18 protein-coding genes are annotated in these 19,486 nt (G+C 69.5%); 9 read left to right on the forward strand and 9 right to left on the reverse strand.

The annotated features are described in order from the left end of the window. Window positions 1-46 precede the first annotated feature (46 nt). The 3 genes from K9D25_RS06770 to ribA form a co-directional block, all read right to left on the reverse strand. Window positions 47-1,006: a tripartite tricarboxylate transporter substrate binding protein gene (locus K9D25_RS06770; protein ID WP_244450097.1), complete on the reverse strand. Its 960-nt coding sequence runs from the start codon at window positions 1,004-1,006 to the stop codon at window positions 47-49. 150 nt (window positions 1,007-1,156) lie between these two features. After that, complete coding sequence (locus tag K9D25_RS06775; protein WP_244450098.1) at window positions 1,157-1,858, reverse strand: FCD domain-containing protein; 702 nt, start codon at window positions 1,856-1,858, stop codon at window positions 1,157-1,159. A 160-nt stretch (window positions 1,859-2,018) separates the two neighbouring features. Then, on the reverse strand, window positions 2,019-3,173 hold the full coding sequence (gene ribA, locus K9D25_RS06780) for a GTP cyclohydrolase II RibA (RefSeq protein ID WP_244450099.1): 1,155 nt from the start codon (window positions 3,171-3,173) through the stop codon (window positions 2,019-2,021). Between the two features lie 132 nt (window positions 3,174-3,305). Between ribA and K9D25_RS06785 the strand changes: the two genes are divergently transcribed. Together K9D25_RS06785 and K9D25_RS06790 are read left to right on the forward strand one after the other, a co-directional pair. Next, entirely contained in the window at window positions 3,306-4,046 is a 741-nt protein-coding gene (locus K9D25_RS06785; protein WP_244450100.1) for a RibD family protein, read from the forward strand. Then, window positions 4,018-4,587 carry a cytochrome b gene (locus K9D25_RS06790; RefSeq protein WP_244450101.1) on the forward strand — a complete coding sequence of 190 codons (570 nt, stop codon included), beginning with the start codon at window positions 4,018-4,020 and terminating at the stop codon, window positions 4,585-4,587. Before K9D25_RS06785 ends, K9D25_RS06790 begins: the two co-directional genes overlap by 29 nt. Window positions 4,588-4,702: 115 nt before the next feature. Here K9D25_RS06790 and K9D25_RS06795 read toward each other — a convergent pair whose 3' ends face one another. The 4 genes from K9D25_RS06795 to K9D25_RS06810 are packed head-to-tail and all read right to left on the reverse strand — an operon-like array spanning window position 4,703 to window position 7,967. Beyond that, entirely contained in the window at window positions 4,703-5,539 is an 837-nt protein-coding gene (locus tag K9D25_RS06795; RefSeq protein ID WP_244450102.1) for a methyltransferase domain-containing protein, read from the reverse strand. Continuing rightward, on the reverse strand, window positions 5,536-6,582 hold the full coding sequence (locus K9D25_RS06800; RefSeq protein WP_244450103.1) for a glycosyltransferase family 4 protein: 1,047 nt from the start codon (window positions 6,580-6,582) through the stop codon (window positions 5,536-5,538). Before K9D25_RS06800 ends, K9D25_RS06795 begins: the two co-directional genes overlap by 4 nt. 9 nt (window positions 6,583-6,591) lie before the next feature. After that, the gene (locus K9D25_RS06805; protein WP_244450104.1) at window positions 6,592-6,993 is read right to left on the reverse strand and encodes a 6-pyruvoyl trahydropterin synthase family protein; all 402 of its coding nucleotides are present in this window, start codon (window positions 6,991-6,993) and stop codon (window positions 6,592-6,594) included. 8 nt (window positions 6,994-7,001) lie between these two features. Next, window positions 7,002-7,967 carry a zinc-dependent alcohol dehydrogenase gene (locus tag K9D25_RS06810; RefSeq protein WP_244450105.1) on the reverse strand — a complete coding sequence of 322 codons (966 nt, stop codon included), beginning with the start codon at window positions 7,965-7,967 and terminating at the stop codon, window positions 7,002-7,004. Window positions 7,968-8,133: 166 nt separating this feature from the next. Here K9D25_RS06810 and mdoH point away from each other — a divergent pair, with 166 nt between their 5' ends. The 6 genes from mdoH (at window position 8,134) to K9D25_RS06840 (ending at window position 14,125) form a co-directional block, all read left to right on the forward strand. After that, window positions 8,134-9,954, forward strand: coding sequence for a glucans biosynthesis glucosyltransferase MdoH (mdoH, locus tag K9D25_RS06815; protein ID WP_244450106.1), 1,821 nt, complete (start codon window positions 8,134-8,136; stop codon window positions 9,952-9,954). 188 nt (window positions 9,955-10,142) lie between these two features. Beyond that, complete coding sequence (locus K9D25_RS06820; RefSeq protein ID WP_244450107.1) at window positions 10,143-11,204, forward strand: rhamnan synthesis F family protein; 1,062 nt, start codon at window positions 10,143-10,145, stop codon at window positions 11,202-11,204. A gap of 71 nt (window positions 11,205-11,275) precedes the next feature. Then, window positions 11,276-11,845: a hypothetical protein gene (locus K9D25_RS06825; RefSeq protein WP_244450108.1), complete on the forward strand. Its 570-nt coding sequence runs from the start codon at window positions 11,276-11,278 to the stop codon at window positions 11,843-11,845. Window positions 11,846-11,996: 151 nt separating this feature from the next. Next, complete coding sequence (locus K9D25_RS06830) at window positions 11,997-12,197, forward strand: hypothetical protein (protein WP_244450109.1); 201 nt, start codon at window positions 11,997-11,999, stop codon at window positions 12,195-12,197. Window positions 12,198-12,381: 184 nt separating this feature from the next. Then, window positions 12,382-13,302 carry an alpha/beta hydrolase family protein gene (locus tag K9D25_RS06835; protein WP_244450110.1) on the forward strand — a complete coding sequence of 307 codons (921 nt, stop codon included), beginning with the start codon at window positions 12,382-12,384 and terminating at the stop codon, window positions 13,300-13,302. Window positions 13,303-13,369: 67 nt separating this feature from the next. Next, on the forward strand, window positions 13,370-14,125 hold the full coding sequence (locus K9D25_RS06840) for a DUF2243 domain-containing protein (RefSeq protein WP_244450111.1): 756 nt from the start codon (window positions 13,370-13,372) through the stop codon (window positions 14,123-14,125). Window positions 14,126-14,144: 19 nt separating this feature from the next. Here the strand turns inward: K9D25_RS06840 and K9D25_RS06845 are convergent, their stop codons facing one another. After that, complete coding sequence (locus K9D25_RS06845) at window positions 14,145-15,503, reverse strand: phosphomannomutase (protein WP_244450112.1); 1,359 nt, start codon at window positions 15,501-15,503, stop codon at window positions 14,145-14,147. 179 nt (window positions 15,504-15,682) lie between these two features. On the opposite strand from K9D25_RS06845, the gene K9D25_RS06850 reads away from it, so the two are divergent. Further along, complete coding sequence (locus K9D25_RS06850) at window positions 15,683-17,125, forward strand: mannose-1-phosphate guanylyltransferase/mannose-6-phosphate isomerase (RefSeq protein WP_244450113.1); 1,443 nt, start codon at window positions 15,683-15,685, stop codon at window positions 17,123-17,125. A 17-nt stretch (window positions 17,126-17,142) separates the two neighbouring features. On the opposite strand, the gene atzF is transcribed toward K9D25_RS06850, so the two are convergent. Beyond that, window positions 17,143-18,909: an allophanate hydrolase gene (gene atzF, locus K9D25_RS06855; protein ID WP_244450114.1), complete on the reverse strand. Its 1,767-nt coding sequence runs from the start codon at window positions 18,907-18,909 to the stop codon at window positions 17,143-17,145. Between the last annotated feature and the right edge of the window lie 577 nt (window positions 18,910-19,486).

Genomic DNA, 19,486 nt, shown 5'->3' on the forward strand with positions numbered 1-19,486 from the left:
AGGGGGCGACGCCGGCACGCGGGGGCGGCCGGCATCGTCTTGGCGGCTACTTCACCGCGCCGGTTTCCTTCAGGAACGCCTCGGTCGTGTCGGCGAAGTTTGTGATGAAGGCCTGGTACTGCGCGTGCGGGATGTAGTTCGGCACCAGAACTTCTTCGGTGTAGCGCGCCTTGTAGTCGGGGTCGGCGAGCACGTTCTTGATCGCCTCGTCCCACACCTTGGTGACATTGTCCGGCAGGCCCTTGGGGCCGGCGAGGCCGCGGAACTTCACCAGTGTCACGTCGAAGCCGCTTTCCTTCACCGTCGGGACATCGGGCTTTTCCGGAATGCGCGCGGGGTTGAAGGTGGCCAGCAGGCGGATCTTCCCGGCGTCGATCTGCGACCGCAGTTCCTGGATTTCGCCGATGCCGATGTCGAGCGTGCCGTTGAGCACGTTCAGCATCATGTCGCCGCCGCCCTCATGGGTGACGATGGCGGCGTTGACGCCGGCGGCGCGCTTGAGCTGCTCGGCGGCCTGGCGCTCCAGCGAGGCCGGGTTGGCGGCGCCCCAGCGGCCGCGCTCCTTCTTGGCCTTGTCGATCACGTCCTGCAGGGTTTTGAACGGGCCGTCGGCGCGGGTGTAGATCACCTCGCTGTCGGCGAACAGATTCACCAGCGGCTCCAGGTCCTTATAGGTGGCGGAGGGCTTGGAGAGCAGCGACGTATAGATGTAGGTCGGCGTGGTGGCGTAGAACACGCTGCCATCGGCCGGCGCGGCGGCGACGCGTGCCACCGCCTTGGCGCCGCTGCCGCCCTGCACGTTCTCGACGATGAAGGTGGCGCCGATATATTTGCCGAGATATTTCGACAATTCGCGCAGGAACACGTCGCTGCCGCCGCCCGGGCTGGAATGGGTGACGAGGGTGACGACCTTGTGCGGATAGGCGAGGGGTTCGGCCTTGAGGCTGAGCGTGCCGAGCCCGACGGCCAGCACGGCGCTCAGAAAGCCGGTCAGGGTCTTTCGCATGGACTTCCTCCCAGGAGTGCGGGGCCGCCTCTGCCGGGCGATCTCCCGATGATGATGTGACGGTTGCGGCGGCACGCGCCCCTTGGCGCGGGCGTGCGTCGCCGGGCTTCGGGCGCCCTTGACTGGGCGCCTCTCCTTGAACGCTTCAGGTCAGGCGCTTTGCTCTTCGGCCCGGCCGGCGGACGCGGAGCGGGCGAGAAGCCGCTCCTTGCCGCGCTCGACATGGTCGAAGCTCGTCTGGTAGGCGCGCGCAGCGTCCCGGCCCTCTATGGCCGCGACGATGCGGGCATGTTCCTCGTTGGACAGCTCCAGCGTGTTGCCGGTCATCAGATTGCCGGCCCGGTAGAGCCTCAGCTGTTTCACCAGTCCGCGATACTGGGTGGTGAGCACGCCATTGCCGGTGCGCTCGACGATGAAATCGTGAAAGGCGAAATTGAGCGGGTAGTAGCGGTCGAAATCATGCGCCTGCGCGGCGTCGGCCATTTCATCCAGCAGGGCGCGCAGCCGGGCGATCACCTCCGGCTCGGCGCGGGCGGCGAGAAGCTGCGCGGCATAGCCGAACAGGGCGGCGCGCACGCCATACATCTCCACCACCTGGGTGATGTCGAGGCTGCGGATGAACACGCCGCGATTGGGCAGCAGCTCCACCAGCCCCAGCGCTTCCAGCGAGCGCAGAGCCTCGCGCACCGGGCCGCGGCTGACACCGAAGGTGGCCGCGAGCTGGTTCTCGTTGATCCGCCCGCCCTCGGTCAGCCGGCCATCGAGGATCATGCTCTCGATCTCGCGCTCCAGCAGCATGGGCAGCGAGGTGAGGCGCAGGAAGCTGACATCATGGGCAGCGGAAGAGGTCATGAACAGAGCCTACGCCCCTCGTTCAAAGTGTCAACAATTTAATGTCGCCATACTGCATTCGACATGTAGTCTCCCCCGCGCGCAAAAAAAGACCCCAGCGCGGGCGCCGGGGTCGAGGGGAGGCCTTCGGGGCCGAAGGCCTTGGGGAACGGGAAGTGCCTCAGCCGCAGGAGGCGGGGGCGTGATGGTCCAGCGCGTCGAGATCAAGGAAATGACCGGCACGGTCGCGCTTGGCAGCGAGGTAGCGGATATTGTCGGCACCGCGCCGCCCATAGAGCCGCTCGACGCCGGAGACCTGGAGCCCCGCCCGGCTCAGCGCCGCGATCTTTTCGGGGTTGTTGGTCATCAGCACCACATGCTCGTAGCCAAGCTGGCGCAGCATGGCGGCGGCAAAGTCGAAGCGGCGCGCGTCGAGCCCGAAGCCGAGCGTCTCGTCCGCCTCATACGTGTCGAGCCCGTCGCTCTGCAGGCGGTAGGCGCGCATCTTGTTGGCGATGCCGTTGCCGCGTCCTTCCTGATCGAGATAGAGCAGCACGCCGCCGCCCGCCTGCGCCATGGTGGCGACTGTCGTGCGCAGCTGGTCGCCACAGTCGCAGCGCAGCGAGCCGAACAGGTCGCCGGTAAGGCAGGCGGAATGCAGCCGCACCAGCACCGGCCGCGCCGGGTCCGGCGTGCCGACCACCACCGCCACCTGCTCGCGCATGCCCTCGCCGCCACGGAACACCACGAATTCGCAATTACGCGCGGTGAGCAGCGGCACTGGGGCACGGGAGACGATCTCCACCCGCGTCGCGCGGTCCTCGCCATAGCGCGTGATCGCCTCGGCGCGCACGGTCAGCGCCGGCAGGGTGAGTGCCGCCGGTGCAAGGGGCCCGACGAGCACGGCGGGCAGCATCAAAGCGAGGGTGGCAAGATGCAGCGCCGCCGCGCCGGCCGCGTGCGCCTCAACGAGTTCGGCGCCGAGTGTCTCCCCCTTGGCGCCGGACAGATCCTGCGCGCTCAAGGCCCGCACCCGCGCGCTTCCGAGTTCCGACACGGGCAGCGCCATGGGGCGCGCTTCCTCCGGCCGCCCGAGCGCCCGCAACCGGGCGGGGGTGAGCACCAATTGCAGCGCGCCGCCGACGAGCGCGTCCAGCGCCGCGAGCCGCTCCGCATCGGCGAATTCCGCGCTCGCCGCCAGGAAAAGCCGGCCGCCTTCGGCGAGGATGACGGGACGCCCGGCGCGCATCTCGGCGATGGCGCGCTCCGCCTCTGTCAGGGTGGCGTCGCCGAAGAGGCTCGCAATCGTGCCGGCGGTCGTCGCGCTTCTGCTCATTGAAATCTCTCCCGCTGCACCATTTCCGTGTCTTGGACGTAGTAGCTACGGATATAGGGCGCCAACGGACCAGCAACGCCGGTCGCCCTTGATCGTTCAGAGGATCGAGATGCACAGAGCGGGGGGCCTTGCGTGAATCGTCGCGAAACACCGATCGACCCGCTGGCGGCGCTTTATGAGCCGCTGTTGCGGCCCCGCGCCACGCCCTATGTCATCGCCCAGCTCGGCCAGTCCCTGGACGGGCGGATTGCGACGCCGACGGGAAAATCGCGCGATATCAACGGTCTGAGTGGCCTTGACCATCTCCACCGCCTGCGCGCCCTCGTCGATGTGGTGGTGGTCGGCGTCGGCACGGTGGTGGCCGACAACCCCCGCCTCACCACCCGCCGCGTGCCCGGCCGCAGCCCGGCGCGGGCGGTGATCGACCGCAGCGGCCGCTCGCCGCGTGATGCGAAATGGCTCGACGCGGACGGCTGTCACAGAATCGTGTTCACCCAAAATGAAGCCGGCTGGCCGGAGGCAGTCGAGCGCATCGGCCCGCCGGACGAACCTGACATCTTCGAGCCGGCTAAGCTCGTTGCCGCGCTGGCGGCGCGGGGCCATCGCACCATTCTGGTCGAGGGCGGCGCCTCCACGGTCTCGCGCTTCATCGATGACGGGCTGGTCGACCGGCTGCATGTGTGCGTGGCGCCGATCATTCTCGGCTCCGGTCGGCCGGGCCTCGCGTTGCGGCCCATTGATGGGCTGGAAGGGGCGCTGCGCCCGCGCGTCGATACCTATCTTCTCGACGACGGCAATATTCTCTGCGACTGTGACCTGCGCGGAACCGGCGAGGGAGGGACGTATGTCGGCTTCGGATCGGAACCTGCCTGAGGCGCGCTTTCGCTACGGCCCCACCGCCCGCGCCCTGCACTGGGTGATCGGCCTTCTGGTGGTCGGCCTCATCCCGCTCGGGCTCTATATGGTGGAGCGCGGGGAAGCGACCGGCTTCGATGCGCTGACCGGCTCCCTTTACAGCCTGCACAAATTTGTCGGCTTCCTCGTCCTGTGGCTCGTCGTGCTGCGGGTGCTGGTGCGGCTGCGCCGGGGGGAGCCCGCACGGGTGGCGCCGCTGACGCCGTTCGAGCGGATCGCCTCCGCCGCCGTGCATGCCGCGCTCTATCTGCTGCTGCTCGTCGTGCCGCTGCTCGGCTGGGCCGGGGTGTCGGCCTATCCTGCGCTCAACGTGTTCGGCCTGTTCGATCTGCCGGCGCTCATCGGACCGGACGAGGCGCTGGCCAAGCGGATTCTCGGCCTGCACGGGCTGCTGGCGCAGCTTCTCGGCGTCTTGGCGCTCGCGCATATCGCCGCCGCGCTCTACCACCGTTTTCTCAAGCGCGACGGGGTGATGGCGCGGATGTGGCCGCCCTTCTGAGCGGCGCCGCGCCGTCAGAGCGTTTTCGAGCGAAGTGGATTCCGGTTCGCGTGAAAAAACGCGACAAAACAAAGAATTAGATCATTTCACCGTGTCCACGAAACAGTGAAATGATCTAGGGATGGCCGAACACGTCGCGATGGCCGATCCGCACCATGTGCGCCCCCGCCTGCACCTTCGCCCAGGCGGCGAAGGCGGCCTGTCGCTCAGCCTCAATCTCGCCCGCCGCCTGGGCAAAGCCATCGGTCAGCGCGCGGATGAGTTCGGCCTCGGTGGGGCCGAGCACCCACGGGCTGGGCAGCGAGCCATAACGGTAGCCGTGCTGGCGCAGCAGCTGCGCCAAAGCTTCGCTTGAGGCCGGGCCGAGCGCCGGCCCGAACCCCTTGTCGCCGCGCTGGTGGCGGTTGAAGGCGGCAATCACCCGCCCGTCCAGCGGGTCGGCGGGCTGCCATTCCGCCTCGCCATCATAGTTCAGCACGGCATAAAGCGGCAGCTTGACCGCCGCCAGCGCCGCGACGAGGCGCTCCAGCCAGCTTTCCGACACGAGATCGAGCAGGGCGGCGGCGGTCACCAGCTCCGCACCGACAGCGGTGAAATCGAGGTCGCGGCGGGTGAGGTCGGCGCGTTCGAAGCTCACCACGATTTCCCGCCCGTCGCGCCTCAGCCGCAGCCGCTCGCCATCGGCTTGCGCCTCTTCCGCCCAGTCGGCGAGGCTCTCGCGTGCCCGCTGCAGCAGCGCCGCATCGCCGTCGATCAGGTGCCAGTGCTGGCGCGGCGGCAGGTCGGCGGCAAGGCCGCGCAGGTTTGAGCCGGTGCCGCAGCCGAGATCGACAATGGTGAGCGCGTCACGCCCGGCGAAATGCGCCCGCACCCGCGCGGCGAGCGTGGGGTTGCGGGAGGCGTGGTCCACCGGTTCGCGCAGAGCGAGCCAGTCGGCAGCGAAGCCGCTCATCGGGGCATCTCCTTCAGGGCGGCGAGCAGCGCCGCGGCGGTCTCGGTCCAGCTTGGCAGGGTTTGGGCGTGGCGCCATGCCGCGTCGGCGAGCTGCCGGCGCCGGGGGGCATCCGCGAGCAGAACACGCAGCGCGTCGCGCAGGCTCCGCACATCGCCGGGCTCCGCCAGCAGCGCGGCCTCCGCCGGCACGGTATCGGGAATGGCGCCGGCGCGGGTGGCAAGAATGGGCAGGGCGCGCGCCAGCGCCTCGGTCAGCCCCATGCCATAGCCCTCGAACAGCGAGGCGGTCACGAACAGGTCGGCGGCATCGAATTCGCCGGCCAGCGCCTCGGCCGACAGCGCGCCGGCCAGGCGGACACGGGCGCCGAGCCCATGGGCGGCGATGAGCGCCGCGACCCGCTCGGTCTCGGCGGGGTCACGGTCGGTGGCGCCGACGATATGGCACTGCCAATCCTGCGCGGCGAGGCCCGCCAGCGTCTCCACCAGCACGCCATGCGCCTTGCGCGGAATCACCGAGCCGACGGCGAGCAGCCGCAGCGGCCGGCCCGTGCCGGTGGCGCGCGGGGCGGGGTCCGTGCCGGGCAGGGCAATGCGGAGCCGGCTTTCCGGCACGCCGTAGTCGCGCACGAGGTCACGGGCGGTTGCGGGGCTGGTGGTGATCACCGCCGCAGCCTCCGCCAGCGCCGCCTTTTCGCTGGCGTGAAGCTGCGCCCGCTGGTCGTCGTTCAGCCCGGCTTCCAGCGCCAGCGGATGATGCACCAGCGCCGCCACCCGCCGTCCGAGCCCGCGCAAGAGCGGTGCCGGCAGGGCGCCGAGGGCGAGACCATCGATCAGCACGGGCTGGCCCGGCGGCAAGGCGCGCAGCCGCGCGGCGCTGGCCTCCAGCTCCGCCGGCGAGGGGAAGGGAAAGCCGCCGGGCAGCGCGACATGGGTCAGCATGCCCCCGGCGCCGGGCGCCTCGGCGATCACCCGGCGGTCATAGGCATAGCCGCCGGTCGGCAGGTCGAGGTCGCCGGGTATGGCAAAGGCGAAGTCGTTCACGCCCGCGCCTCAGCCGAGGCCGGATTCGAAGCTGGCGCGCGCAAGGTCGGTCTCGTGCAGGGTCACGCGGATCTTCGCCAGCCCCTGCCCGTCCTCGCCCAGCGCGCCGGCCTTCGCAGCGTCGGCGATGGCGTCGAAAATATACCGGGCGAGAAATTCCGTGGTGGTCAGCGTGCCGGCAAATTTCGGCAGCGTGTCGAGATTCTGATAGGCGAGCGGCGCCAGCGTCTTTTTCAGCACGTCGAGCGCGGCGCCGATATCGACCACGACATTCTGCGCCGTCAGCGTCTCGCGGAAAAAGGCGACATCGACCACGAAGGTCGCGCCGTGCAGGCCCTGCGCAGGGCCGAAGAACGGGTCGGGCAGCGAATGGGCGATCATGATGCGATCGCGGACTTCGACAGAGTACATGGCATTCCTCATCGGTAATCGAGCAGGATCGCCAGCGCGTCCTCGCCCCCGGTCAGAAGTGGCGGCAGCCGTTGCGGCGCCGTATCGAAAGCGACGACATGCGTGACCAGCGGGTCGAGCCGCGCATCGTCGAGCAGGGTAATCGCCTTGGCCAGCCGGCGCGCATGCGGCCAGCGCGGACGCCGTGATGGAGATACGGAACCCACCTGCGAGCCGATCAGTTGCAGGCGCCGGCTGTGAAAAGCCTCGCCCAGCGGCACGGCGGGAGCGTGGCCGCCATACCAACTCACCTCCACCACCTTCGCCTCGAACGCGGCCGCCGCCAGCGCGGTGGCAAGGCCCTGCGCGGTGGCGCTGGTATGCAGCACGATATCGGCCTCGTCGGTCACGGCGTCGGGCAGGGCGAAGGCGGCGCCGAGCGCGCGCGCCATGTCGGCCCGGGCCGGGTTCACATCCACCAGCGTCACCTCCGCGCCGGGCAGCCGGGCGGCGAGCGCGGTCAGTAGCAGGCCGACCACCCCGCCGCCGACGACGGTGATCCGGTCTCCCGGCCCGGCGCCGGAATCCCAGATCGCGTTCAGCGCCGTTTCCATATTGGCGGCGAGAGCGGCGCGCTCCGGCGGCAGGCTCTCCGGCACCGGCATCGCCGCCGCCACGGGCAGGCTGTAGCGGTCCTGATGGGGAAAGAGCGCGAAGACGGTGCGGCCGACCCATTCCGCCGGCCCAGCCTCGACCAGCCCGACGCTCTGATAGCCATAGTGCACCGGAAACGGGAAATCCCCGTTCTGGAACGGGCCGCGCATGCGCTCGTGCTCGCTTGGCGGCACCGCACCTTCCAGCACCAGCCGTTCCGTCCCCCGGCTCACTGCCGAAACGAGGCTGCGAATGAGGAGCCCGTCCTCGCCCGGCGGGGGCAGCGGCATATGGCGCAGTTCATAGCGCCCCGGCGCCACGCACCAGAGCTGTGTGGCCATCTCCGCCGTGCCGCCCATCAACCGTCACCCCCTGCCCTTATTCGCGTGCATAACAGCATCACGGTGCGGTTAGATCCCACATGCGCGTGAACCGCCCACGACGGGGCGCGTACAAGCCCCGGGTGCGGCCATGGTGGCCGCGCGCCCGCGCCGAGCCGAGGATCGCATGAGTCTGGACGAGAATCTCGCCGAAGGACGCTTCATTTCCGCCGGTCGCGCCGAGTGCCGCACGCCCACCGGCGTGCAGTCCGCCCGGCAGCTCACGCGCCGCCGCGTGGTGGTCTTCACCCTCATCGCGGCGACCTATGCCGTGCTGGTGGCGCTGTTCGCCCATCTCCTCGCCCATGGCGGGTTCTCCCTGCTGGATGGATTGCTGCTGGCGGCCTTCTGTCTCTCCACGCCCTGGACCATTCTCGGCTTCTGGAACGCCCTCATCGGGCTCTGGCTCCTGCACGGGCCCGGCGACGCCCGCCGCTCGGTCTATCCCTATGCCACGCGGGCGGCAGAGGAGGCGCCGATCACCGCCCGCGTCGCCATGGTCATGACGCTGCGCAACGAGGACCCCGCCCGGGCTTTCGCCCGGCTGCGTGCCATGGAGAGCGAACTCGCCGCCAGCGGTGCGGGCGAGGCCTTCGCCTGGTTCGTGTTGTCCGACACCACCCGGCCGGAGATCGCGGCGCAGGAGGAGAACCTGTTCGCCGCGTGGCAGGCGGAACGCAGCGAAGGGGCGTCGCTTCACTACCGCCGCCGCACCAGCAATGAGGGTTTCAAGGCCGGCAATATCCGCGATTTCCTGGAGCGCTGGGGCGACGCGCATGACTTCATGCTGGTACTCGATGCCGACAGCTTCCTCGGCGCCGACGCAACGCTGCGCCTCGTGCGCATCATGCAGGCGCATCCGCGCCTCGGCATCCTGCAAAGCCTGGTGGTCGGCCTGCCCTCCCGCTCGCCCTTCGCCCGCATCTTCCAGTTCGGCATGCGCCACGGCATGCGCTCCTACACCATGGGCGCCTCCTGGTGGGCGGGCGATTGCGGGCCCTATTGGGGGCACAACGCCGTCATCCGCATCGCCCCGTTCAAGGCGCACTGCCAGCTCCCCGTCCTGCCGGGCAAGGGGCCGCTGGCCGGTCATGTACTCTCGCACGACCAGATCGAGGCGGTGCTGATGCGTCGCGCGGGCTTCGAGGTGCGGGTGCTGCCGGAGGAGATGGACAGTTTCGAGGAAAACCCGCCGCACCTCACGGAATTCACCCGGCGTGATCTGCGCTGGTGCCAGGGCAACATGCAGTATTGGCGCCTGCTCGCTCTGCCCGGCCTGAAGCCGATGAGCCGATTCCAGATCGCCTGGGCGATCCTGATGTATCTCGGCGCCTTCGCCTGGATGGCCTTCGTCGCCCTCGCCGCGCTGAAGGTGTTCGATACCGAGCGGGCGGACGCGCCTTTTCCCGCCGCGCTGGGGCTCACCCTGTTCGCCACCATGTTCGCGATGAGCCTCGCGCCGAAGGTCGCGGGTCTGCTCGACGTGCTGCTGCGGGCCGGCGAGCGTGCGCGCTATGGCGGCAGCGCCCGGCTGGCCGGGGGCGCGCTGGCCGAGTTCGTCTTTTCCGTGCTGCTGGGGCCGGTCGTGGCCTTCCGCATCGCGCTGTTCATGATCGGCCTGGCCTTCGGCCGCACCGTGACCTGGGAGGCGCAGGCGCGCGATGCCGAGCGCCTGTCCTGGCGCACCGCACTTGCCGGGCTGTGGCCGCAATTCCTGTTCGGTGCGTCGCTGGCCGCACTGCTTGCCGGCTTCGCGCCGGGTGCGTTGCCCTGGGCGCTGCCGGTGCTGGTCGCCCTGCTCGCCGCCGTGCCCTTCGCGGTGCTCACCGCCGAGCCGGCACTCGGCCGATGGCTGGGCCGAACCGGCCTGTGCGCCACACCGGAAGAGGTGTTCCCCACGACGAGCCTGACCTGCCTTGAGGCGGAGCAGGCGACAGCAAGGGGGTGATGCAAGTGCCGCACGCCGGCACAATCTGCGGATGAGTGTCCGCCGCGACCGCCTGGCTTCTTGACGGTAGGTATGTCGTGCGCAAGAGAGGCGGACATTCTTCGGCCCAAGTGGCTTGCCAAGCCCTCCGTCCGCCGGCCTATCCTGCGAGAAGGAGACGCTGGCGTGAGCCTCTAGACGGATGATTCATGAAGATCCGGTTCGGCAAGACCTATGTGTACCTGGCTGAATACCGGATGCCGATCCTGCGCGCCCGCCTCGCCCGCAGGTTCGGTCGCGAATCCAAGCCGGTCATTATACCCGGCGAACGGCGTCATCCCGGCAATGTGCATGCTGTTTTCCTCATCTGGCAGCCGCAGGCGACCGCCTGGTATGTGACCAACGCGCTGGAAGCGCTGGCCGAGGCGGGGATCAATGTGACCCTCGTGGTCAATCACCCGCTCAGCGAGGCGCGGCTGGCGGAGCTAAGGCCCTTTGCCGATCGGATCATGCTGCGCGACAATTCCGGCCGCGACATGGGGGGCTACCGCGACGCCATCCTGTCCTTTGCCGGGCGGGAGCCGGAGCGGCTGCTGCTGATGAACGACAGCGTCTATTACTTCCGCGCCGGTCTGACCGAGATGGTGCAGAGGCTCGCCACCTCCCCCTGCGATGTCTGCGCGACGTATGAGAACTGGGAATATCATCACCATTTCCAGTCCTTCTGCTATTCGATCTCGCGCTACATGCTGGAGCAGCCGGCGTTCCGGCAGTTTTGGCGCGACTATCTTCCGGTGAATGCCCGGCCCTGGGCCATCAACAAGGGCGAGGTCGGCAGTTCGCGCCTTATGGTGAGCCTCGCCCGCTCCAGCGAAGTTCTGTTCAACCCGGTCAAGCTGCGCGAGGCGCTGGCCGACGTTGATTCCGTGGGCCTGCAGGATCTCTTCGGCCATCTGCCGATCGACCTGCGGCCGGAGCCCGGTGGCCCGCAGCTGCGGCAGGAAACCGTGATGCGCCAGCTGATGGACGCGGTCGTCGCCCGCTCGCAGATTCATAGCGGCGGTTTTCTCTACCGCCGCTTCCTCGGGGCGCCGGTGATCAAACGCGATCTTCTGTTCCGCCTGCAGTACCATCTGCATGAGATCGAGAGCTTGCTGAACATTGTCGGCGCGGAAGGCCGCACGGCCGACATCATGACTGAAATGCGCGTCAAGGGCGTCGGCTTCCATCTGCGCGGCCGTGCGCGCCAGCGCTTTCTGCTCGACCTCTAACGCCACCGCTCCGCCGGAGATCGGTAAAAGGTTCTCTAGCCATCGCCCTGCGGGTCGCCGATATGGAGGGAATGGTGCCTCCCGTCCCATCCCCCACGCCGCCTTCCCTGCCGCCTTCCCGCCGCGTGCGTGCCCGCGCCGCCCGCCGCGCGTCTCCGCTCTGGCGGGTTCTCGGCTTTCTTTTCCGCCTGCTCTGCACGCCGCTGATCCTGCTCGACGAGCTGGTGCGTCCGCTCTATCGGCCGCTCATTGCCCGCCTCGCCGCGCTCCGGATCATGCACGCGTTCGAGCGCTGGATCGCCGCCCGCTCGGTGACGACGATCCTCGTGCTTCTGGTCGTTCCCTATGTCACCATCGAGCCGCTGAAAATCGTCGCGCTGGTGTGGATCGCCGATGGCTGGGCCAGGGCGGGCACCGTACTTTTCCTGCTCGCCTATCTCGTCAGCTTCGTCATCATCGAGCGCATCTATTCCGCCGGCCGGGCCAAGCTGATGACCGTGCCGTGGATGGCATGGGTGATCGTGACCCTTACCAACCTTCGCGACCGGGTCGTGACGGCGCTGCGCCTCGATCGGCTCAAGCAGGCGCTGCGCCGCCGCGTGCGCGAGGTGCGGCGCGGGCTGGAGCGGCTGTGGCGCTGAGGGTGGGGAAGATCATCCCAAGGGATGGGGTCGGCCACATTCAATGGTGATCCGGCTAAGCGCAGGCGTGATAGAGGCCGGCGGGGTGCGGGCCTACCCTTTCCTGGTCATCGGCACCGCATGGAGCGGGCCGCAAATCAGGAGAACCGCCATGAACAAGTTCCTCACCCTCGCCGTTCTGTCCACCGCGCTCGTGCTCGGCGCCGTCTCGGCTGAAGCGGCGGCGACCCGTCCGGCCGCTTCCGCCCAGACGGTGGTCGAAGGCCGCAACATGACCGAGAGCTTCGCCGCCCAGAACGGCGCCGCCGCGATCCGCGAGCAGGCCGAGGGCAATATGCGCTCCACCCACTGAGCAGGGTGCGACGCTACTGATACCGTCGGCCCGGTCCCTGACCGGGCCGAACGCTTTTTTCCCTCCCCGTGGCGTGCCGTCATTGAGATTTCCTTCGGGGGCCGTCGGGCAGCTATACTGCCGCAAAATCGGGGGCGGCTGTGAACCGTCCGCCTGCTGCCTGGGGGGGGCGGGAGACAGGAGCATGGACGGCATAGAACCCCAGGCGGTGGCGATCACCTGCCGGGATGGCGTGAGGCTTGGCGGGCACATCTGGGCGGCAGCGCCCGGCCGGGTGCAGGGCGCGGTGGTGATCAATCCCGCCACAGGCGTCGCGGCGCGTTACTATCATCGCTATGCCCGCTTTCTCGCCGGCCAAGGATTCCAGGTGCTCACCTTCGATTATCGCGGCATCGGGCTGTCGCGGCCGGCGCGGCTGCGCGGCTGCCGCTATCGCTGGCGCGACTGGGGCGAGCGCGATGTCGACGCGGCGCTGGGCTTTCTGGCGGCGCGCACGGCGGCGTCGCTCATGGTCGTCGGTCATTCCATCGGCGGCTTCCTGCCCGGTCTGGCCGAGAATGGGGCGCGGATCGCGCGGCTGCTCACCATGGGCGCGCAATATGCGTGGTGGGGCGATTACGCGCCGCGTCAGCGCGCCAGCCTGTTCCTGAAATGGCATGTCGCCATGCCGGCGCTCACCGCCCTGTGCGGCTATTTCCCCGGCAAGCGGCTGGGCTGGCTGGAGGATCTGCCGGCCGGCGTCGCCCATGAATGGAGCTTTCGCGGGCCGCGTTTCGAGACCAGCCATCCGCCGGCCGCGCGGGAAGAGGTGCGCGCGCGTATGGCGTCGGTGCGCGCCGAGATCCTCGCCGTGGCGATGAGCGACGATCCGCTCGGCACCGTCCCGGCGCTCTCCCGCACGCTCGGCTACTACACCGGCGCCCGGCGCACGCTGGTTGGCCTTGCCCCCGATGATTACGGAAAGGAGACGATCGGCCATTTCAGCCTGTTCCATGACAGCCACGCCGAAGGCTTCTGGCGCGACACGCTCGCCTTCCTGCGCGAGGGGCGCAATCCGTGGCCGGAGCATGTGGTGAAAACCTGGCCGGAGCGCCCCTCTCGCTGAGCCCGCGCGGCATGCGGCGGGAACGTCGTCAGCCGCGCGGGGTTGAGACCGGAAAGGGAGGCGCGCCATGGGGTCATCACCCCTTCCGCGCTGGGGCGCCGTGCTCGGCTTTGCCCTGGGCGGGTTCTTCGACGGCATTCTTCTGCACCAGATTCTGCAATGGCATCACTTGCTCAGCCTGGTGCCGGGTATGGACGATCTGCGCCTGCAGGTTCTGTGGGACGGCTATTTTCACGCCTTGATGTATGGCCTCGCCGCTCTGGCGCTGGTCGGCCTGTGGCGGGCGCACCGGCGCGGCGCGCGAGCGGCCGGGGCCGCGCTCGCTGCCGCCCTGCTCATGGGCTTCGGCCTGTGGCACGTCGTCGATAGCGTGCTCTCGCATTGGCTGCTCGGCATCCACCGTATCCGGGTGGACAGCCCCAATCCGCTGTTCTGGGACCTCGTCTGGTTCTTCGGCTTCGGGGTGGCGCCGCTGCTGCTCGCGGGCTGGCTGCTGCGCGGGAATGGCGGCGGAGGGCGCATGACCGGGCGGCTCGCTCTGGTCGCGCTCACATTAGGCACGCTCGGCGCCGCTATATGGTCGCTGCGCCCGCCGGCCGACCAGCCCTTCACCACCGTCGTCTTCCGGCCGGGCCTTGCCCCGGCGCAAGTCGCGCAGGCGCTGGCGCGGCAGGACGCCCGGCTCGTCTGGGCCGATCCGGCGATGGGCGTGGTCGTGGTCGAGACGCCGCCGGGGCGCGCGCTCCGCCTTTATGCCGAAGGTGCGTGGCTGGTCGGCGGCGCGGGGCTGCCCGCCGGCTGCCTCGGCTGGAGCCGGGTGTAAGCCGCCGGGCTTCGGGGGCTCATCCCCTGATCAGGGTGGTGATCTCGGCCACACGCCGTGCCACCAATTCGGGCGCGCCCTTGGCCTCGACATTCAGCCGCAGCAGCGGCTCGGTGTTGGAACGGCGCAGATTGAGCCGCCAGTCGCCGAAATCCAGCGAGAGTCCGTCCGTCTCGTCACGCGCCGGCTTGAGTCCGGCGAAGGCCGCTTCCACCCGCGCCACCGCGCCGGCGGGATCTTCGAGGCGGAAATTGATCTCGCCGGAGGAGGGAAAGGCGGCCATGCGCGCCGAAACGAGGTCGCTCAGCTTTTGCCCGCTGCGCCCCATCAGCTCGGCCACCAGCAGCCACGGAATCATGCCGGAATCGCAGCACATGAAGTCGCGGAAATAGTGGTGCGCCGACATTTCCCCGCCATAGACCGCGCCGGTGTCGCGCAGCGCCTGCTTGAGGAAGGCGTGGCCGGTGCGCGCCTGCACCGCCCGGCCGCCGGCGCGGGCCACCTGGTCCTGCGTGTTCCACACTACCCGCGGGTCGTGGACGATGGTGGCGCCCGCTTCCTTGGCGAGAAACACCTGCGCCAGCAGGCCGACGATGTATTCGCCGGGGATGAAGCGGCCGGTCTCGTCGAACAGGAAGCAGCGGTCGAAATCCCCGTCCCAGGCGACGCCCATATCGGCACCGGCCGCTACCACCGCCTGCGATGTCACCGGCTGGTTCTCGGTGAGCAGCGGGTTGGGAATGCCGTTGGGAAAGCGCCCGTCGGGTTCGTGGTGCAGGCGGATGAAGGTGAGCGGCGCCCCGCGTGCTTCCAGCGCCTGCGCCAGCGCGTCGAAGGTCGGCCCCGCCGCGCCATTGCCGGCATTGACGAGAATCGTGAGCGGGCGCAGCGCGGACGTGTCGACGAAGGAGAGCACGCGCTCGACATAGGCGGCACGGGCGCCATCGGCCGGGGTGACGCGTCCGCCCGGCCGGTCCGGCAGGTCGGGCCCTTCCGCCAGCTTCTGGATCGCCGCCAGCCCGGTCGCGGTATCGAGCGGGGCGGAGCCGGCGCGCACCAGTTTCATCCCGTTATAGTCCATCGGGTTGTGCGAGGCCGTCACCTCGATGCCGCCATCGGCATTGAGATCGGTCACGGCGGCATACATCTCCTCGGTGCCGCACAGGCCGAGGTCGAGCACTTCCACCCCGCCGGCCACCAGCCCCGCGCTGCAGGCCGCCGCCAGCGCTTCCGAGGAGGCGCGGCAGTCGCGCCCGATCACCACCCGCTTCGCCCCGAGACCCTCGGCAAAGGCGCGGCCGATGCGGCGGGCGATGGCCTCGTTCAGCTCCTCGCCGAGCCGGCCGCGAATGTCGTATGCCTTGAAGCAGGTGAGCATGGCCGGGCCTTTCATGCGCGCGGGCGCGGGAAGCGGACCCGCTTGCGCGGCGATACGGATTCCGGGAGAAGAGATCAAGGTGCTTGCGCCGCCTTGCCTTTCCGCCGTGCCCCGCCCACACTTCGCGCCTCGGCACGGCCCACCGCGCCCACAGGGCGCACTGCGACATCCAAGGCTCCATGGCTCATCTCTATCCCGTTCTTCTCTGCGGCGGCTCCGGCACGCGCCTGTGGCCGCTGTCGCGCAAGAGTTTCCCCAAGCAGTTCGTCACCCTTGGCGAAGGCGAGACCCTGTTCCAGGCCGCCGCCCGTCGCCTTTCCGGGCCGGATGTGCGCCCGCCGGTCATCGTCACCAATGCCGATTTCCGCTTCATCGTCACTGAACAGCTCGCCGAAGCCGGCATTCCGGCCGGCGCCGTGCTGATCGAGCCGAGCGCGCGCAACACCGCACCGGCCATTCTCGCCGCCGTGCAGTATCTGGCGGCACGCGACCCGCAGGCGCTGCTCCTCGTCATGCCGTCCGACCAGGTGGTGCCGGACAGCGCCGCATTTTCCGAGGCGGTGCGTGCCGGCCTGCCGGCGGCGGAAGCCGGGCGCATCGTCACTTTCGGCATCCGTCCGACCCGGCCGGAAACCGGCTATGGCTGGCTAGAACTCGCCCATGCCCCGGAGGGCGCCGCGCCCGCGCCGGTGCCGCTCCGCCGCTTCGTCGAGAAACCCGACGCGGCGCGCGCCGCCGCCCTGCTCGCCGACGGCCATTATCTCTGGAACGCCGGCATCTTCCTGTTCTCGGTGGAGACCGCGCTGAAGGCGTTCGAGGCCCATGCCCCCGGCATGCTTGCCCCGGTGCGGCAGGCGCTGGACGAGGCGGCTAGCGACCTCGATTTCCTGCGCCTCGCTCCCGGCCCATGGCAGAAGGCGGAAGACATCTCCATCGACTATGCCATCATGGAGCGCTCGGACAATCTCGACGTGGTGCCCTTCGCCGGCGACTGGTCGGATCTCGGCGACTGGGCCTCGGTCATGCGCGAGGGCGAGGCGGATGCCGCCAATGTCGTCGCCCATGGTCCCGTCACTGCCATCGACTGCGCCGATTCGCTGCTGCGCTCGGAGGCGGAAGGGCTGGAACTGGTCGGCATCGGGCTCAAGGACATGCTCGTCGTCGCCATGCCGGATGCGGTGCTGGTGGCCGACCGTTCACGCTCGCAGGAGGTGAAGCAGGCAGTGACGGCGCTGAAAGCGCGCGGCGCGCGGCAGGCGGAGCATTTCCCGAGGGATCACCGGCCCTGGGGCTGGTTTGAGACGCTGGCGCTGGGCGAGCGTTTCCAGGTCAAGCGCATCGTCGTCCATCCCGGCGCGGCGCTGTCGCTGCAGAGCCATTATCACCGCTCCGAGCACTGGATCGTCGTCTCCGGCACCGCCCGCGTTACCATTGACGGCACGCCGCAGCTGCTCACCGAGAACCAGTCAGTCTATATTCCCTTGGGCGCGGTCCACCGCATGGAGAACCCCGGCAAGGTGCCGATGGTGCTGATCGAGGTGCAGACCGGCACCTATCTCGGCGAGGACGACATCATCCGCTACGAGGATGTCTATGCCCGCGGGCAGGGCGCCAAGGGATAGAACGCGCAGCGGTGCCGCTACGCCTCCGCCAGCGCCGCGCGCCAGCCGCCGCTGGCGGTGATGTCGCGCGCGCCCGTGAGCCCGTGCGGCTCGCACAGGAAGCCCTTCACCGTGCTTCCATCCTCCAGTTCCACCGTGCCGATGACGAGTGGAGCGGGGATGCCGGCAAGAAAATCGCCCAGCGCGGTGCGCGGCAGCGCCCACACTTCCAGCGCGATCGCGGCGCCGCCTTCGGTGGCGCGCTGCAGCCCCGGCCGCGCTGGCGGGCCGCCGGGCAGGGCGAAGAGCCGGTAATGCGGCGCCGTGCGCGCCGGACGCAGCAGGCGGCCGCCGCGGGCGGTCAGTTCGCCATTGAGCGGCAACCCGGCCATGTGGGCGCCGCAGACGGCGAGGGCGATTTCGTCGCCGGCGGGCGCGTGGCCGGGGGCATCGGTGGGGAGCGGCACCGCCCCGCCACCCCGCTCGACCCGAAGCGCCAGCGCGGCGGCGCGCCCGTCCTCCCCTTTGCGCGCCAGTATCGTCAGGCTGCCCGGGCGCCCGTCGGCACGCGGCCCGGTCGGCACGGCGATGCCGCAGAGATCGAGCAGATTGACGAAATTGGTATAGGTGCCGAGCCGGCTGTTCGGCCCGAACGGGTCGGCGGCAATTTCGTCCAGCGTGACGAAGCAGGGAATCGTCGGCACGCAGAGGAAATCCGCGCCCTCCAGCGCCTGCGCGCAGACCCGCCGCAACTCCTGCAGCCGGTACAGGCCGTTGAAAGCATCGACGGCGGAGAGAGAAAGCCCCGGCGCGAGGATGGCGCGGGTGACCTCATGCAGGGTTTCCGGAGCGGTGGTTAGCCGGCTTCCCACTGCCGCCACGCGCTCGGCGACCCAGGGGCCGGAATAGAGCAGCTCCGCCACGGCGTAGAAGGGCGAGAGGTCGATCGCGCGCACCCGCGCCCCCTGGGCGCGCAGCCGCTCGACCGTGGCGTGGAAATGCGCCGCCTGCGCCTCGTCGCCAAAGGTGCGCAGACTGGCCGCATCGGGCACCGCCACGGTCACCGCCTCTGGCAGGGATGCGAGGCGCGGGGGCGGCAGAGGACGCGACCAGGCGTCTGCGGGATCGACGCCGGCGGTCAGCGTGAACAGCTCCCATGCCGCGGCGACGCTCTCGGCGAAGATCGAAATGGTGTCGAGCGTGCGGCAGGCCGGCACCATGCCGGCGGAGGAGAGCGCGCCAAGGCTCGGCTTCAGCCCGACAATGTCGTTGAGCGCCGCCGGCACCCGGCCGGAGCCGGCGGTGTCGGTGCCGAGACTGAACGCCACCAGACCCTGCGCCACCGCCACCGCCGAGCCGGAGGAGGAGCCTCCCGGCACCAGCGCCGGGTCGATGGCGTTGCGCGGCACGGGATAGGGCGTGCGCACCCCCACCAGCCCGGTGGCGAACTGGTCGAGATTGGTCTTGCCGAGGCAGATCGCGCCCAAGGCCCGCAGCCGCGCCACCACGAAGGCGTCGGCGGTCGCCTCATAGGCGAAATCGGGGCAGGCGGCGGTGGTCGGCATGCCGGCCACGTCGATATTGTCCTTCACCGCATAGGGAATGCCCCAGAGCGGTCGGCCGTCCGGCGCGCCCAGCGCCCTTGCCTCGGCCAGCGCCTGCGCGCGCGCCTCGTGCAGGAAGATGCCGGGATCGCCCAGCGCGTCGAGCCGACGGAAGGCTTCCGCGATCACCGCTTCCGGTTGCAGCCCCCGCGCATAGGCGGCCCGGAGCCCGGCAAGGGTGAAGGCAAGATCACGCGGCATAGGCTGGTTCCCGGAAGAGAGAGGGCGTCATAATAGGCAGGCCATTTCCAGCCGCCAAGCCTGTAAGCAGAATAGGTCGCATTGTATGCAGAAGATGCGAGGCGGGGGCGGGCGCGGGCCTTCTGGCGCCGGGCGCTGAGCCCCGCCCGCCCCTGCGGTCTCGTTCGCGCCGGAGGGCGACGCGACTGCCCGCGAAAAGGCTCATTCTTCATCGCGGCCCGCCGCCGGCTTAGGCGAAGGTCGCCTACGTTCAGTCCGCATGACGAATCGGGCATGCGCGTCGCCGGGCTCATGCGCCCGACATTCCATGGCGGATGCTGCGCCCGCCGGGGCGGAAGGTGTTTAAAGACCGACCTTTCGCCGCCTGTCGCCTGAGGTGAAGGCTGCAAAAGAGGCGTGCCTAATTGCGCATCAATCGCGGCGTCCGCGCGCCGCACGGCGCCGTCTTTCGCCCTTCCCCATCCCGGCACCGGCGGCAATGCGGCGCGCTGCCGTGGGGTCGCCGGCCCCTCTGGCTGCCGCAGCGTCAAGCACGACGCGGCCGCGCTAAGCAACGGGAAATGCAGCAAAAAATCGT

This window comes from Ancylobacter polymorphus, assembly GCF_022836935.1.
Lineage (GTDB): Bacteria > Pseudomonadota > Alphaproteobacteria > Rhizobiales > Xanthobacteraceae > Ancylobacter > Ancylobacter polymorphus_A.

Bases quoted from the DNA above. Each gene is read 5' to 3' on its own strand.
- K9D25_RS06770 (WP_244450097.1), bottom strand. From the start codon at position 1,006: ATGCGAAAGACCCTGACCGGCTTTCTGAGCGCCGTGCTGGCCGTCGGG.
- K9D25_RS06775 (WP_244450098.1), bottom strand. From the start codon at position 1,858: ATGACCTCTTCCGCTGCCCATGATGTCAGCTTCCTGCGCCTCACCTCG.
- ribA (WP_244450099.1), bottom strand. From the start codon at position 3,173: ATGAGCAGAAGCGCGACGACCGCCGGCACGATTGCGAGCCTCTTCGGC.
- K9D25_RS06790 (WP_244450101.1), top strand. From the start codon at position 4,018: ATGTCGGCTTCGGATCGGAACCTGCCTGAGGCGCGCTTTCGCTACGGC.
- K9D25_RS06795 (WP_244450102.1), bottom strand. From the start codon at position 5,539: ATGAGCGGCTTCGCTGCCGACTGGCTCGCTCTGCGCGAACCGGTGGAC.
- K9D25_RS06805 (WP_244450104.1), bottom strand. From the start codon at position 6,993: ATGTACTCTGTCGAAGTCCGCGATCGCATCATGATCGCCCATTCGCTG.
- K9D25_RS06810 (WP_244450105.1), bottom strand. From the start codon at position 7,967: ATGGCCACACAGCTCTGGTGCGTGGCGCCGGGGCGCTATGAACTGCGC.
- mdoH (WP_244450106.1), top strand. From the start codon at position 8,134: ATGAGTCTGGACGAGAATCTCGCCGAAGGACGCTTCATTTCCGCCGGT.
- K9D25_RS06820 (WP_244450107.1), top strand. From the start codon at position 10,143: ATGAAGATCCGGTTCGGCAAGACCTATGTGTACCTGGCTGAATACCGG.
- K9D25_RS06825 (WP_244450108.1), top strand. From the start codon at position 11,276: ATGGTGCCTCCCGTCCCATCCCCCACGCCGCCTTCCCTGCCGCCTTCC.
- K9D25_RS06830 (WP_244450109.1), top strand. From the start codon at position 11,997: ATGAACAAGTTCCTCACCCTCGCCGTTCTGTCCACCGCGCTCGTGCTC.
- K9D25_RS06835 (WP_244450110.1), top strand. From the start codon at position 12,382: ATGGACGGCATAGAACCCCAGGCGGTGGCGATCACCTGCCGGGATGGC.
- K9D25_RS06840 (WP_244450111.1), top strand. From the start codon at position 13,370: ATGGGGTCATCACCCCTTCCGCGCTGGGGCGCCGTGCTCGGCTTTGCC.
- K9D25_RS06845 (WP_244450112.1), bottom strand. From the start codon at position 15,503: ATGCTCACCTGCTTCAAGGCATACGACATTCGCGGCCGGCTCGGCGAG.
- K9D25_RS06850 (WP_244450113.1), top strand. From the start codon at position 15,683: ATGGCTCATCTCTATCCCGTTCTTCTCTGCGGCGGCTCCGGCACGCGC.
- atzF (WP_244450114.1), bottom strand. From the start codon at position 18,909: ATGCCGCGTGATCTTGCCTTCACCCTTGCCGGGCTCCGGGCCGCCTAT.